Here is a 15,380-nt window from a genome sequence, read left to right as displayed (position 1 = left end):
CATTGCCTATACTTTTCCCATATCAATCTGAAAAATTGACAAATATATGCACACTTAAATTTAATCGGTCTTTAATGCAGGTCAAAAAAGATGGTTATTTTGTAAGTACTCTCTATCTTCCTGTTTTGTCTTCGTTCCGGAATCCACCGCCAGTCATCCGGGAATTCCCTTGAGGCTTGTAAAACTGCACTGGTTAAAAACCTATGGTCTGAGCTGCCAACATAACGATGTACAATTTCACCATCCGGTGAAATGACAAGGTATAGATCCACTTTTCCTGATATGCCTTCCTCAAAAGCATCAAGGGGGTATCCGACCTTGTTCAACAAAAACACATACGGTACCAAAGGACTTCCCAAAAACAAACATGGAGACTCGAATCTTAAAACAGATTGCCGCTCGTGCCCGGCAATCCGAACAATGGAATCTAAATCAAAATTATACTGGAACTCAAAAGCATTACCAAGATTAAAATAGATCCACACTCCTACTTTTTTACCTTTATGATACTGTCCGCTTTCAATTAAATGTGTTTTATAATGTAACCTATAAGTACCATGTTTTATAGAAGTATCTGATGGAAGCACATGATAGTTCTCAATCATCTGTCCACGGTGAAATGTTCGTGTTATTTGGCCGGATGATACAATAGAAACAGACATAAAAACAAGCACTGCCATGCATTTAAGCATGGCAGCATTCAAATAAACTTTGTCGTATTTAAGGTTAAAAAAGATCATAGGCTTGTTGCATTCAACACTTTCACAAATCTTTGCAGAAATCTACTTCTCATCGGGAGGAAAAACAGACGCCTTATCAAGCAATTGCCCAAACTTTGTTACCATATCTTTTCTAACGTTATAAAAATAGCTCTTTACCAGTTTTGGGTTATCCTTGCCATCGGGATGGTTTACCCTTGCAATAAACTCCGTTTTAAAATTCAACGCATCAGAAATCAATTGATCTAACTCTTCATCATTGATTTTTTTAAAGATTACTTTACTCAGATATGCCTGTGTAACCAGTTCTGAAGCCAGAAAGTTTATGTCCTTTTTTAAATTTCTAACACTCGCCATAGCAATAATTTAGTTTGATTAAACACTTAATTTCAAAAGAATCGGATACGATTCTTTAAGGATAAACTATCCCTATTTGTTCTATCAAATGTAACCAAAAAATCAATTAAACACTAATTCAGCAGATTCCATTTCCTGAATGTCTCAATCACTTCCTTACGCAAAGAATCAGGAAGACTCTCTATTCGGGTTAAATGACATCCGTTCTCCATTTCTATGTGTATACTGTTCTTTAATCGCGATATGTCCGGAGTTGTTGCACTCCAGGGGTCATTTCCTCCAGTAATCAGCAACATTCGGGGATCTGATCTGTGTAATCGATTCTTTATATTGTTAATGGGTTGTGGATGATAAACCGGCTGAAAACCAACATCCGGAATTAAACCATCCGAACTGATTGTGTCTGTATCAATGGTTTTTAAATATGGTTGCAAAGGAGTTGTCAAATAGCCATAATAACCCAACTCTGAGTAGGCCTGTATAAAAAACGGCCCGACTTGTTCAGACTCCTGCTCGGTGAAGTAGCTAAAATCGATGCCTCTGTAAAGGTGATCAAAAAGTGCTCGTGAGGAGACCGACGGGCTTGGAACCAAATCCAAAGGTACACACCATTGCCATAAACTAAATGGATATTCCAGGACAGATAACTCAAATGCTTTTTCAATACCCATGGAAAATGTCCAGCCTTTCTCCTCTGCCATCTCCTCAAACATAGGAATCATTTGATTTCGTCTCTTCAGAACCTCCTTCTGGAACGCCAGTATTCGTTCTCGCTCTTCATGAGTCCCAACCTGATCGAAAAAATCAATCAAGCGCCTTTCATCCCTCTCTAGATTAAAAGGAGCCACATAGGTTACAGTAGCATCAACCGACCGAGGAAACATTGCCCGGTGAATAATGGCAGCTTGTCCCCCTTTACTGATTCCGGTTGACACCCATTTCCCTTTGTATAACCTACGGAAAATCTGAATGATGTTTTGATGGTCTCTCGCAGCCTGATCAATGGTTAAGTATTGCCAGTCAATTGAATCCGGTCTGGATGCACCAAAGAATCTGTGTTCCACCACAATCTGATTGGCACCCAATAACTGTGACAGTTCTGATGCATAATTTTGAGGTGCCATGTACCCTTCTGTAACAATAACCACAGGTGATTCATTCGATATATGATTGATCCAAACACGTTGTTTAAACGTGCCGGATTCGGGGTTATGATGGTCAACAGGCTGCTCAATCCATACCAAAAATGATTGATTGAAACCCGTAATGGTTTCAATCTGTTCGTATATAAGATCACGCTCCTTATTATACAGTTCATTCAAAGTTTGATATCGAACCGAACACGAAACCGAGATGAGTATGAGTATAGATGTCCAAATGTGATAATATCGAATTCGCATAAATAAAAGTATTTGTTTTTTGTAAAAATAGGAATTACCTAATAATTACTGATTTTTGCGAACATTAATTAATCGTAAATCAATGATTAATTTACTAAGAAATCAACTTTCAGGCTTTGCAAAAAAACAAAATATAATAAACAGATTTCAATCTGCAACTAGCCAAATGAAAACCGGGAAACAATTTATTCAAAAAATGATGCAATAATTAGAAATCACTAAGAATATTTCAGATATTGTAAAAAATAAGATTTTGAGAGCATAAAGCATGAACAACATCAGAAACAGAAATTTTATCTCAGAAATTGGATTCATAGCCACCAGAAGCAGTGGGCCAGGTGGACAACATGTAAACAAAGTCAGTTCAAAAATTGAATTAAGATTCTCTATTTCTGAATCGTCTCTTCTCACTCCGGAAGAGAAGGAGAGAATTCTTTGGCGATTAAAAAATCGTATTAACAACAAAGGTGAGATTATTATTACAGCTCAGGAAGAACGATCTCAGTTAAAAAATAAGATACTTGCTATCGAGAAGTTTTATCAACTAATTGAAGGTGCACTTAAGACCAACAAAGCAAGAAAAGCCACTAAACCTACACAATCATCCATTGCAAAACGCATTTTAAACAAAAAAATCACAGGGGAAAAGAAACGATTGAGAAAAAAAGATTTTTTGTAACCAATTAGGAATTAATTGCAAAGTTTATTATTTTAACATAAGCATAACCATAAAACCACAAATACATGTTAAAAAAGAGCATTCAACTTGGCACCGGTATCGGAAAATTGAAATTTGGAATGACCAGGAAAGAGGTTGTTTCAATAATCGGCGAACCAAATGAAATAGAAGAATTTACGCCTGATGAAACCAATGATACCGGCAATTCCATTGCTTGGCATTATGATGAACTGGAGCTATCTGCTTCCTTTGATGAGGAAGATAATTGGCGACTTACGTCTTTGGCCGTGAGCTCTCCCGATTATCTGTTTGAAGATATAAACCTTATTGGCCTCAGCCAGGAAGAAGTGATGCAGCAAATTGAAATGATGGATCTTGGTGATATTGAATTAGAAGATCTCTCAGATGAAGATTTGGTTAACCAACAAGTAGGAAGTATTCCCGATGTAAGTCTCAACTTATGGTTTGAAGACGGTATTTTAACAGAAATACAATGGGGGCCCTATTGGGATGACGAAGACGAATCCTACATATGGCCTTAATTATTTAAATGTCGGCAACTTAACAACAATAAACTGAGTAGATTTATCGATAACCCGAAAACCAATTTTGAACATTTTTAGAATCATACTGTTTATTCTTTAATTTGAGAAACTAAACACATAAAATTAAATTACATTAATACAGTATGTTATGAAAACACTTTTAAGCAATGAGAAAGACCTTGCAGCTTTGATATTGCGAATAGGTTTTGGTTTTTACATGGTTTTTGGACACGGATTGGCGAAACTTCAAATGCTCCTAGGGGGAGCTGATTTCTTCGGTGTTTTATTTTTTGGCCCTCAATTAAGCCTTATTTTAGTTACATTGGCTGAGTTTTTTGCAGCTTTAATGGTGCTGGTAGGGTTTAAAACCAGACTCGCTTCCATACCGGTAATATTTACCATGGCAGTAGCAGCTTTTGTTGTACATCTCAGTGACCCATGGTTTCAGATGGGTGCCGATGGCGGATCTAAAGAATTAGCGTTACTATTCATGACGGGATTCCTTGGTACTTTCTTCCTTGGGTCTGGAAAATATTCACTGGATGGCCTTATTTCAAAAAAATAAAGAAAACAAGATCATATCCAGCAAATTTGAAAATCATCATAAACCGGTTGCTTCAAAAAGCAACCGGTTTTTTGTTGGAACGCAATTTTTCATTAATTTAAGAGTGCAAATCAGACCTTTCAAAACCTGATTTTGCAACGCAATCATCAATATAATAACCATATAACACTCTTAGTATGAAACTTACCGACATAAAAGGGACTGTTACACTTGCCAATGGTGTAGAGATGCCATATTTTGGTCTTGGTGTTTTTAAAAGTCGCGGAGGCTCTGAGGTAATCAACTCGGTTACATGGGCTTTGGAGGCAGGATACCGGCATATTGATACTGCAACCATATACGAAAATGAAGAAGGCGTTGGTGAAGCCATCAGCAAGGCGCATCTGAACCGAGATGAAGTATTTATCACCAGCAAGGTATGGAATTCTGACCAGGGCTTTGACAACACCCTCAGGGCGTTTGACGAATCACTTAAAAGACTATCGACCGATTACCTTGACCTCTACCTTGTGCATTGGCCCGTAAAAGGTAAGTACAAAGAAACCTGGAAAGCTCTGGAAAAACTTTATAAAGATGGTAGAGTGCGGGCTATTGGAGTCAGTAATTTTTTGGCTCATCATCTTGACGACCTCATACAAGATTGTGATGTAAAACCAATGGTCAACCAATTTGAATTTCACCCAAGACTTGTACAACCAGATTTAGTGAAAAAATGTCTCGAATTAAATATTCGGCCTGAAGCCTGGAGTCCCCTTATGCAAGGTGGCGTATTCGATATAAAAGAACTTCAAAAGATGGCCAATAAGTATAGCAAAAATGTTGCGCAGGTTGTTCTAAGATGGAACTTGCAGAAAGGAATTATCACGATCCCTAAAAGTGCCAACAAGAACAGAATTGAAAGCAATGCTCATATTTTTGACTTTGAAATTTCTGAGGATGACATGAAAGCCATAGACAAACTTGACAAAAATAGAAGAATTGGTGCTGACCCGGATAATTTTGACTTTTAACTTTTAAGAAAAAATGATCAATCAAACAAACGGTATACAACCAGAAATATTAACGGCTTTAGTCACCATGCGAATGCCATACGGGAAGTACAAAGGTTCTGTATTGTGTGATATTCCTGAATATTACCTGGTTTGGATGTATCAAAAAGGCTTTCCACAAGGAAAACTGGGAATGATGCTGCACACTTTATATGAAATAAAACTAAACGGGCTTGAATTCCTTTTAAAACCCTTGCGAAAGGAGACCTTTCGTTAATTGAATATTTTATATATTAGAGCTGTTTTTAATATATCGAAAATCATTTCTTAAAACTTAAAGTAAACAAAATGAAATTATTAACTGTAATTCTTGCTTCTATTCTAATGTTATCGTGTAGCAATCAAACAGAAAACAGCAGCGAAAAAGGCCTTAAAGACTATGCCGATTTTCCTATCGGAACGGCAACAAGTCCACGCCAGCTGTTTAACAATGAGCAACTAAGAGGCATGATAAAAGCTGATTTTAATAGCATCACACTGGATAACGACATGAAAATGCATCGAATTATGCCAGCAGAAAATGAATTTAATTGGGAAGAGGTGGATAGAGTTGTCGAATTCTGCCAGGAAAATAATTTCCGTCTTCATGGTCATGCTTTTATATGGCATTCAAGCACCCCAAGATGGTTACAGGAAAAAAATCCTGACAGTACCTGGCTTGCTCAATTTATGGAGGACTACATTCTAACTTATGGTTCCCGGTACAGAGGCAAAGTTGCTGGCTGGGATGTTGTAAACGAGGCCATAATGGATCATACAGGGGAATTTCGCAGTTCAATATGGTACGATGCTTTTGGTGAAGAATTTATCGCAAGAGCCTTCAGGTTAGCCCACAAAGCCGATCCGGATGCCATTTTGTTTTATAATGATTATAACATTGAACGCGACACCGTTAAATTTAATGCTACTTTACGACTGGTTGAAAGACTACTGGAACAAGGAGTCCCCATTTCAGGAATTGGTTTTCAGATGCACATAAGAATGGATATTGATGAAGAAACCATTGAATACACATTGCGAAGAGCAGCTGAGACTGGACTTCAGATTCACCTTTCGGAAATTGATGTTATTTTCAACAAACATGATGACAACCCTGGCGGTGGCATTCAAATTTACGACGAAGTAACAGAAGAAATGTTGGAAGCCCAAGGGAAAAAACACCAGTGGTTTGCAGAAGCTTATATTCGAAATGTTCCAGCAGAACAACGATATGGAATGACCTTCTGGGGATTCGTTGACAGCCACTCTTGGATTAGGCCATTTTTCCGTTTAAATGATTGGCCTTGTTTGTATGATGCGGACTATAATCCAAAACCTGCATACTTTGGCTTTATTGAAGGGCTCAAAAGTAGTCAGAACTAAGAACTAAAATAGTTTAAAAAACAGCGCCAAAACCGAAAGGTTTTGGCGCTTCTGTTATAATGCAATTAGCTTTAAACCATCTCTAGTTAATCATTTCCAAACCAATATCCCTCAACTTATACTTTTGAATTTTACCGCTGGCAGTTTTCGGAAAATCATCCACAAAAAATACATGCTTCGGTATTTTATACCGGGATATCTTACCACGACAATACTCTTGCACTTCCTCCTGTGTCAATGCAGCTCCACCTTTTTTCTTAATAAATGCGGCTACAATTTCTCCATATTTTTCGTCAGGAATACCAACCACCTCTACCATTTCCACCTGTGGTAGTTTATAAAGGAAATTTTCAATTTCACGGGGATAAATATTCTCTCCTCCTCTAATAATCATATCCTTAATGCGCCCAGTTATGCGATAAAAACCGTCAGCGGTTTTTACTGCCAAATCGCCCGAGTGCAACCACCCGTCTTTATCAATGGTTTTAGCAGTGGCATCAGGGTTATTGTAATAACCCTTCATGACATTATATCCACGACAGCAAATCTCTCCCTGCTCTTCAGGCGCACACTCTTCTCCTGTCTCAGGGTTTACCACTTTTACTTCCACAAAAGGTAAATTGGTACCAACGGTGGTGGCACGCACCTCAGGAGTGTCAAACACCCTTGTGGCAGTCATTCCCGGGGAAGTTTCGGTCAAACCATAAACAATGATGATATCCTCACAATGCATCCTTGTCATTACCTCCTGCATGGTTTCAATGGGACAAAGGGCGCCTGCCATAATTCCAGTTCGCAAAGATGTCAGATCAAACATATCAAACATCGGATGATTCAGTTCGGCAATAAACATAGTAGGAACACCATATATAGCGGTACATTTCTCTTTTTGTATGCCGGCCAGCACGCGCAAGGGATCAAAATCTTCCACGAATACCATGGTTGCACCATGCGACACAATGGCACAAACAGCTAATACGCACCCAAAACAGTGAAACAGAGGGACACACACTAATAGACGATCCTCATTGGTGTAATTCATATTTTCACCAACGCAATACCCATTGTTAAGGATATTGTAGTGTGTCAGCATCACTCCTTTCGGAAAACCTGTGGTTCCGGATGTATACTGCATATTCACCACATCCTGACAGTCAACTTTTGAACTGATGTCGGTCAAAATTTTATCGTCCATCTGGCTTCCAAGCAACAGCAATTCAGCGGTATTAAACATCCCTCTGTGCTTCTGCGGCCCAATGAATACCACATTCTTAAGAATAGGAAATTTTTCAGACTTTAAGTGTCCCCTTTGGCAATCTTTCAGTTCCGGAACCAACTCAAATACCATGTTCACGTAATCACTGTCACGATACCCATCGATGATACACAAAGTATTCAGATCTGCATTCTTTATTAGAAATTCCAGCTCTGATAACTTGTAATTTGTATTGATGGTTACCAAAATTGCTCCCATTTTGGCCGTTGCAAACATAAAGGTAAGCCAATCTGGAACGTTATTGGCCCAAATTCCAACCTTATCGCCAGGCTTTATTCCAATTCCTATTAAACCTTTGGCCAGGTTATTTGCCCTTTCGTTAAATTCAGCATAAGAAAACCTGAGTCCACGATCGGGGTATACCATAAAATCAGTATCGGGTGTCTCTTTTGCCCACTTTTCGAGCATTCCACCCAACGTTTCATTTAACAATTCCATAAGAAAAATGTATTATACAGGCAAATAAACTACAGCCAACAGCTTAGCTGATTGATCGTTTGCTGAATAAACCTGATGATTTACAATTGAATCCAGATAGATGCTGTCACCTTCATTAAGAATAAATTCCTCTTTTCCGTAAGTAATAGAAACAGAACCGCTTAGTACGTAAATAAACTCCTCTCCTTCGTGAGTTGAGGCCAGAGGATTTGAAGGAACGCCAGGTTTGATATCAATGATAAAAGGTTCCATATGACGATCAGCCTTCTCCTTTGCCAGACTAAAGAATGCCAGTTTCTCTGTGGCAGAATTATTGGCACCGGCCAAACGGGGTGTTTCAGATGCATCGCCTTTTCGGGTGATGACTGCTCCCTGTTTCAACTGGTCATCTAAAAAAGTGCCCAAGCGCACGCCAAGAGCTCTCGATAACTTAATTAATACTCCCAGGGAAGGAGCTAAATCTCCGGTTTCAATACCTTCTAGTTGTTTTACTTCCAGTTGCACCCGGTCGGCAACTTCATTAAGCTCCAGGTTTTTTTCTTTACGCAGAGCCTTAATCTTTTCTCCTGGTTTCATTTTCTATAGTTTGTTTTAAGTTATATGGGTAAATAGCCTTTATCTTCGGATAGCTTATATAGAAAGCGAACAAATATCTGTTGGCGAATTTATTTTGTTATTCGCTAAAAGATTTAGTGCAATTCGCCAAAGATAGTTGCTACAGTTCTACCATTTATGCCATAAACTTCCCGATGTTCAATGAGCGAAACACAAAAATAGACTAATTTGTAAATAATCATTAATATAGAATTTATTTTTTTACGTAGCATTGGGAGTCGTTTCAGATTCAAATAACGGCCAGCATATTAAACGCCTGATTTTATGACTTTTATCAGATTACATGATTAAGAAATCGGAATTAATTTAAATTAATTCCATGTAAATAAATTTGTACAAAAAAGTAAACCAAATATAAAATGGTGCCGTATAATCGTAAAATTGAGCAATCATCCTTCCAAATAGCAGGATGATTTAATGTTTGTTATTGCAAATCAAAGATGTAAATAAAAAACAGAAAAAAAATTCACGAAGGTTTCTAATATGATAAAGGTTTCTATATATTTGAAAAAACAAACATCATAAATTAATACCATGAGAAAGAGCTTACTTAATGATGCTTACATCAAAAGTCATATTGATGACGATGCCGAATTTGATGAAGATTTGGATGAATTTCTGGAAGATGAGGATTACGATTTTGATGAAGATGATCTTCCTGATGAAGACGATCTGGATGACATGGATGAGATCGATATTGATCTTGATGAGGATGATTTTGATGAGGACGATGATTTTGTAGATGATTTTGATGAAGATGACATTGACGCCCTCCTGGATGATGATTTTGATGATGATGATGATTTTTAATTAACATAAAAAAACAGGCACCTAAAAGTGCCTGTTTTGTGAAGGTAACAATTGGTTATTATTTAGAAATTAACCATTCCATGTTTATAGATCGTTCATGAAAAAATGAGCATCATGCCATTTTTTTCCATCATGTCAAATTAATCCAAGCTACGTTGAATTCTGCGAATCGCATTTTCAATTGGTTGTTCAGGTTCAATCACGTTATAATCTCCCCAAAAGTTTTCATCAGAAAATCCTTCAACAGCATCTTCCATGATCACATTCATTCTCAATCTGTCCGATGCTCTGAATGGCCTGTCATCAGTCTCTCTCCAATCGGTAACTGCAATCTCCATGGTAGTATGGTAATTCCTGTTAAATAATCTTCGACGCCAATTTACCCGAAAAGAAAGTTGTGCCCGTGCATGGCCAAAATACCATCTTCCATCGTGTTCCCGATAATTAACCTGATAATAAGTTTCGGTTGGCCAAACTCTGGCGCCAATAGGTCTCTTGCGAATAAATATACGCGCTGCTTCGTCCCTGTCCTCAATATTCATTCGAAATTCAGCGTTTGTAACAGCCAGAGTTTTTGTATCAATATATAAAGAACCGTAAAATAAAGGTATATTCACATCTTTCTTTTGTTCAAAATCCAGAACATACAACAATCGGTCATCTACTTTAGTAAGGTTAGCCATCGTAAAATTATAGTATTGCAGCATCTCCTCATCAAACAAAGTGTAAGGATCTTTCATTATATCTAACATTAATGCTGAAAAAGGACCTCCCTGAATACGAAATGCCAATGTATCCATTCTACCATAATCAGTGCTTTTCCTTCCAATCTTAAGACGAACCTGATCCTCTCGGGCTCTGTTGTAAGGATGTTTGAAAATCTCTACAACGGCTTCCGTAAGTGAAACATACGACCACCCCCTTCTTACTGATTCACGGTAAAATGCTGTTTTATGCATTGCTACATCCTTATAATTATCTGCTCGTCTGTTCATCACTGCTCGTATCAACAAATCAGGATCTGAAGGAAATACAGATACTTCCACTAATGATACAGAGATCATATTCATTTCTATTCGGTTAACGGTGTTTTGTAAATTTTTTATGGGTATGGATTTCATCTCAAATCCAATATGTGAAATCTCTACATTCCTCTCTAACAATTCATTTGGAACTTTTAGAAGAAACTCCCCTTCTGTGTTACATACTGTGGCGATGTTGCTACCAGCAACAGAAACAGTTGCAAAAATCAGAGGCTCGTTTGATGAAGCGTCAACTATTTTGCCTCGAATGAGAGTTACCCTTTCTTCGGCAATTTCATTGTTCTCAGCCATTATGCTAAGGGGAAGAACTAATAACATCAAAATAAATAACCTGGTTATTTTCTGAGTTATAAAACCTGAATTAAAACGGAAATTTTCCATGACTTTTGTTTTTATTTTTTTGCACTCTTTTACTTCATGACACAGATATTTGAAAATACCCTTATCCAAAAGTATAAAAAGTAAACATTGCACGGTGAAAAATGTTATTTTGAAAAGTGCGAAAAAGTATTACTCATGAATACCTCTAAAACATATCTAATTACCGGAGCGAGTTCTGGATTAGGACTAGCAGTTGCTGATAATCTGGCATTGAAAAGACAAAAAGTGATTGCTGTGGCTCGCGGAGAAGAAAAACTCATTCAGCTTAAATCGTCCCATCCTGATTTTGTTTCCATTTATACGGGAGATTTGACAGATGACAACTTTCTGATGAATCTGACAGCCTCACTTCCAGAAAAAATTCATGGAGTTTTTATTAATGCAGGAGGTCCACCAGCTGGAAGATTTGAAGATTTATCGATCTCAGAATGGGATGATGCCTACCAATTGGTTATTAGATGGAAAATACAACTAATTAAACATCTATTGCCAGTTTTCCTAAAGCAAAATTATGGTAGAATACTCTTCAGTGAGAGCACATCAGTCACCAGACCTGTCAGCAATCTAGTTTTAAGCAACTCTCTAAGAATGTCCATTGTAGGACTGGTACGGACACTCGTTTCAGAATATAAAGGTACAGCAATAACCTTCAATGTTTTAGCGCCGGGATTTCATGAAACCAAAGCAGTTGAAAGAGTCTATAAAAAACTAAGTGATCAAAAGAACATTTCTTTGACAGAGGCAAAGAAACAACTGGATGCATCCATCCCTGTCGGTCACACAGGCAACCCTCAAGATTATGCAGAACTTGCATCATGGATTCTGAGCGATGCTGCATCATTTATTACAGGCCAGGTATTTAATATTGATGGTGGAGTAAGTGTATGATGCATTCTATAGTTGCATACAGGTGGAAGCCGATCAAGCCTATTTGGATTAATTTTAACTGCTACACTAAAACTCCTTAATTCGTCTATAATTACATTTGAATCCATTAGACATCCAATTAGTAGTGAATCCTCAATTTGTATTTGACCATAAAACCAGGACACCATTTATCTTGACATGCCAAATATTTGGAAATGATTATTATTGACGCTTTGACCTGCTAATCTGCCTAAACCTGATTCGAGAAACTCATTTTGCGGGTTATACAAATAATTTAAAAAAACATTGTTTTGAATGCTTCGAGGCATTACAGTTACAACAAAAGCTCTATCTATATACTTACCCATTTCTGCTGTAAAAGACAATGAAACTTGTGCATCAGCAAATTTCACATTACCGGAGTTCGCATCAGGAGTAAATCACATAATTTCCATCCCACTTAAAATCATCATCTTATGGAGGATGTCAGAGTATATAAATTTGGGAATCTCTATCTCAAAAAACTCTCAATAGCTTAAAATTTCATTTAGCTTATCAGCAATCTCTTTTACCTCAAGCTGATTCAGAGCCCTGGAATGAATATAACAGTTTTCTACAACGCCATAAAAACCACCAATAGAGACATCATCTAACTCCAAGCCAATTATATCTAAGGATTGATCCAAAAGTCCATTTATATATACCCGCAACTGACGACCATTATACGTGAGGGTTAAAGTAAAAAAGTCAAATTTTGTAATTTCATACCAGTGTCCTCCTGTGCCTCTGTTAGCATTTCTCCAGGAATCTGAAGTCCCCAGAACATTTGTACTACTGTACGTAGTATTGGATTGGTATGACAAGTAGGGCATCATAGTACTCCCATCTAAAGAATATGATAAATCCCCTATTGTTAAAATAGTCCCTTCGTAAGATTCATGTGAAATATTAGGCGTAACTGTTACAGAAAAAGCACTAAGATTATCATTGGTTGAAATAATTCCAAAACTGCTTTTTGTTACAACTAATTTCCCGTTTTCAACCGTTGCATTTCCGGCTATATTGTTTTCAAAATCTTCAAACACAACCAAGTCTCTTTCAACATCAACATCTCCAACCCCAAATTCAAAATGGCCATGAATTGCGGTTGGATAACCTTGTGGACGGACTGAACTAACAATCCAGTCATAATAATCGCCATGCATCCATACAAGGTTTAAACCGGTATTTTCCGAAAAGGGAATATAGAAAGGACGAATGTTGTTTTTTTTAGAGTTGGTTGTTATTTGCTCACTAGTAACGTTTCCATCGCTATTTACAGTATACTTTACTATTTCATAAACTTGTCCGTATACACCATCTAAAGGAACCGAACAATAAATTATATTTGGATTGCCCCCATCCAACGCCATTCCACCACTATAACACATTTCTAAACCAGGGGTTTGATGAAAAGCCCCTCCACCATTTGCCAAAAAGGTTTTAACCCAACCAGATCCATCCCATTGAGCATGATAATAAGAATGAGTTCGCTTATCATTACTAATTCGGACAATAGCCAACACAGGATTTCCTTCAGAATCCTGTGTTACCTCCCATATCCAATTACGAAAAGGGCTGTTATCAACAACTGCATTGGGATTAGAACTGGTGTAATGATTTGTAGCACTTACATGATGAGGACCGTCTACTATGCTAGAAACAACATTTCCCATAACATCAACCAACTTCATGGTACTAATATCTATATAATGAAAATAAACATAGTTTGGATTTTCATTATCGGGATGACCAGTGGTATAGCCCATAAATATTTTATCCTTTCCATTTGAATAATACTTTGCATAAGGCCTGGCAGCAGTAGATTGTATAATCTGTTGTGGTCCCCAAACAAAATCTACATCATCATTTTTATCGGGTAAACTAAGTTTTGCAATCGTTGGATGCCAGTTAATCCCACGCCAGGCAAGATAAATATGGTCCGGGTCATCAGCCATAATATAAGGTGATGGATATGTTGTATTATGATCAGTTGCCAAGCGCTTTTCGTCCCCCATAGAAGTAATATCACCTGGTTCACTTGATATCCTGTAATAAAAAGCACGCTCATCTGTATGTCTAGAATAAAAAATCATTATTCGATTATCAGGCAAAACCAAAAACGTTGGGTTATTATGGTCATCGGGTTGAAAATATGACCTCACTAAAACCTCATTGGTTTCTCCACTTGTAAAACTATGTTGTGTAGCCTTAATATTACCATGAACATCTATGTATCCAATATAGGTGTTTTGAATTAGCCCATTATCAAAATGTAAAGCTCTTGGATCAGCAAACCAACACCATGCCCCTTTATCGGATACAACATGTCCTGAATACGTTTCCTGTGAGGATAAAATACTCCAGCAATTACAAATAGCAAGGATAACAATAGCTATAAATCTCATTACAAATAGTTTAATGATTACAAATAAAAATCAACGTATGTAAAACTAATAATTAACAACTAATTACGCTTTTAAATAAATAAAAAAGTATAGAAGAAATTCGTTAAAACAGATAATCTAAAAAAATGAAATCCATATTTTAACCATATAAAGATGTAATCAGAAAAGTCCTTTACATCTTTGCGACTTTTCGTTGAAAATGGTCATTGGTTAATCGGCTTTTTTCTAAAGGACGGTGGCGTTTTTTCACCACATAAGGCACATAAGATTCTAACCACAATGGGCACAATGTTATCACAATGAACGCGATAGATATAGTGAACTTCATGTACTCTTTGTGAACGTTGTGGTTATTTTTCACCACATAAGGCACATAAGAGTACAGGGAGAGGGAGGCAGGAGATCGGAGACAGGAAACGGGAGCGAGTTTTCGTAATGCAAATTAAGTCATAATTAGATATAAAAACCGCAGGTAGTGTCGCCGTAGGTGACAAATGTTGATAGAAATATAATAACCATCTGACACGCGGCACGCCGGAGGTGTGCAATTTTAACCACATAAGAATTTAACCACTATGGGCACAATATTATCTCAATGTACACAATAGGCATAGGGGGCTTCCTGTACTTTTTTAGGCATAAATCTATAGTACAGACAGGGCATGCCCTGTCTCAACAAAAAAAGCCGACTCATTGCTGAATCGGCTTCTTTATCTAAGGTCGGCGGCGACCTACTCTCCCACTTTTACGCAGTACCATCGGCGCTGCAGGGCTTAACTTCTCTGTTCGGAATGGGAAGAGGTGGAACCCCTGCGCTATAACCACCT

The 15,380-nt window shown here is 37.5% G+C and carries 16 protein-coding genes and 1 rRNA gene; 8 read left to right on the top strand and 9 right to left on the bottom strand.

The annotated features are described in order from the left end of the window. Positions 1-71: 71 nt before the first annotated feature. From B5X70_RS10460 to B5X70_RS10450, 3 genes are all read right to left on the bottom strand, one after another. Positions 72-740 (bottom strand): energy transducer TonB, encoded by a 669-nt coding sequence (locus tag B5X70_RS10460; RefSeq protein ID WP_079557856.1) that lies wholly within the window; start codon positions 738-740, stop codon positions 72-74. Positions 741-782: 42 nt separating this feature from the next. Next, on the bottom strand, positions 783-1,076 hold the full coding sequence (locus B5X70_RS10455) for a hypothetical protein (protein ID WP_079557855.1): 294 nt from the start codon (positions 1,074-1,076) through the stop codon (positions 783-785). 113 nt (positions 1,077-1,189) lie between these two features. Next, on the bottom strand, positions 1,190-2,476 hold the full coding sequence (locus tag B5X70_RS10450) for a S28 family serine protease (RefSeq protein ID WP_079557854.1): 1,287 nt from the start codon (positions 2,474-2,476) through the stop codon (positions 1,190-1,192). Between the two features lie 268 nt (positions 2,477-2,744). Here B5X70_RS10450 and arfB point away from each other — a divergent pair, with 268 nt between their 5' ends. The 6 genes from arfB to B5X70_RS10420 all read left to right on the top strand — a co-directional run bounded on the left by arfB (position 2,745) and on the right by B5X70_RS10420 (position 6,676). After that, positions 2,745-3,155, top strand: coding sequence for an alternative ribosome rescue aminoacyl-tRNA hydrolase ArfB (gene arfB, locus B5X70_RS10445; RefSeq protein ID WP_079557853.1), 411 nt, complete (start codon positions 2,745-2,747; stop codon positions 3,153-3,155). 65 nt (positions 3,156-3,220) lie between these two features. Next, positions 3,221-3,697 carry a hypothetical protein gene (locus tag B5X70_RS10440; protein WP_079557852.1) on the top strand — a complete coding sequence of 159 codons (477 nt, stop codon included), beginning with the start codon at positions 3,221-3,223 and terminating at the stop codon, positions 3,695-3,697. Positions 3,698-3,848: 151 nt separating this feature from the next. Beyond that, entirely contained in the window at positions 3,849-4,265 is a 417-nt protein-coding gene (locus B5X70_RS10435) for a DoxX family protein (protein WP_079557851.1), read from the top strand. Positions 4,266-4,441: 176 nt separating this feature from the next. Then, on the top strand, positions 4,442-5,275 hold the full coding sequence (locus B5X70_RS10430; protein WP_079557850.1) for an aldo/keto reductase: 834 nt from the start codon (positions 4,442-4,444) through the stop codon (positions 5,273-5,275). Positions 5,276-5,288: 13 nt separating this feature from the next. Then, complete coding sequence (locus tag B5X70_RS10425) at positions 5,289-5,531, top strand: DUF3820 family protein (RefSeq protein ID WP_079557849.1); 243 nt, start codon at positions 5,289-5,291, stop codon at positions 5,529-5,531. Between the two features lie 71 nt (positions 5,532-5,602). Next, on the top strand, positions 5,603-6,676 hold the full coding sequence (locus B5X70_RS10420) for an endo-1,4-beta-xylanase (RefSeq protein WP_079557848.1): 1,074 nt from the start codon (positions 5,603-5,605) through the stop codon (positions 6,674-6,676). Between the two features lie 82 nt (positions 6,677-6,758). On the opposite strand, the gene B5X70_RS10415 is transcribed toward B5X70_RS10420, so the two are convergent. Both B5X70_RS10415 and B5X70_RS10410 read right to left on the bottom strand, forming a co-directional pair. Continuing rightward, positions 6,759-8,390 (bottom strand): AMP-binding protein, encoded by a 1,632-nt coding sequence (locus B5X70_RS10415; RefSeq protein WP_079557847.1) that lies wholly within the window; start codon positions 8,388-8,390, stop codon positions 6,759-6,761. Between the two features lie 12 nt (positions 8,391-8,402). After that, positions 8,403-8,966 carry a helix-turn-helix domain-containing protein gene (locus B5X70_RS10410; RefSeq protein WP_079557846.1) on the bottom strand — a complete coding sequence of 188 codons (564 nt, stop codon included), beginning with the start codon at positions 8,964-8,966 and terminating at the stop codon, positions 8,403-8,405. Positions 8,967-9,539: 573 nt separating this feature from the next. Between B5X70_RS10410 and B5X70_RS10405 the strand changes: the two genes are divergently transcribed. Next, a complete protein-coding gene (locus B5X70_RS10405) occupies positions 9,540-9,815 on the top strand; it encodes a hypothetical protein (RefSeq protein ID WP_079557845.1) in 276 nt (91 codons plus the stop codon). Between the two features lie 140 nt (positions 9,816-9,955). Here the strand turns inward: B5X70_RS10405 and B5X70_RS10400 are convergent, their stop codons facing one another. Next, positions 9,956-11,239, bottom strand: a complete 1,284-nt coding sequence (locus tag B5X70_RS10400; protein ID WP_079557844.1) for a carboxypeptidase-like regulatory domain-containing protein — start codon at positions 11,237-11,239, stop codon at positions 9,956-9,958. A 135-nt stretch (positions 11,240-11,374) separates the two neighbouring features. Between B5X70_RS10400 and B5X70_RS10395 the strand changes: the two genes are divergently transcribed. Continuing rightward, positions 11,375-12,127 (top strand): SDR family oxidoreductase, encoded by a 753-nt coding sequence (locus B5X70_RS10395; RefSeq protein WP_079557843.1) that lies wholly within the window; start codon positions 11,375-11,377, stop codon positions 12,125-12,127. Between the two features lie 167 nt (positions 12,128-12,294). Here B5X70_RS10395 and B5X70_RS17910 read toward each other — a convergent pair whose 3' ends face one another. From B5X70_RS17910 to rrf, 3 genes are all read right to left on the bottom strand, one after another. Continuing rightward, a complete protein-coding gene (locus B5X70_RS17910) occupies positions 12,295-12,519 on the bottom strand; it encodes a hypothetical protein (protein ID WP_143255064.1) in 225 nt (74 codons plus the stop codon). Positions 12,520-12,633: 114 nt separating this feature from the next. After that, entirely contained in the window at positions 12,634-14,553 is a 1,920-nt protein-coding gene (locus tag B5X70_RS10385; RefSeq protein ID WP_079557841.1) for a BNR repeat-containing protein, read from the bottom strand. 718 nt (positions 14,554-15,271) lie between these two features. Continuing rightward, positions 15,272-15,379: ribosomal RNA gene (rrf, locus tag B5X70_RS10380) — 5S ribosomal RNA — on the bottom strand. Position 15,380: the final 1 nt, after the last annotated feature.

It is taken from the genome of Alkalitalea saponilacus, from assembly GCF_900168165.1.
Lineage (GTDB): Bacteria > Bacteroidota > Bacteroidia > Bacteroidales > Marinilabiliaceae > Natronoflexus > Natronoflexus saponilacus.
Note: the sequence above shows the minus strand (reverse complement) of the source record. Positions and strands in the feature narration are given on the sequence as shown.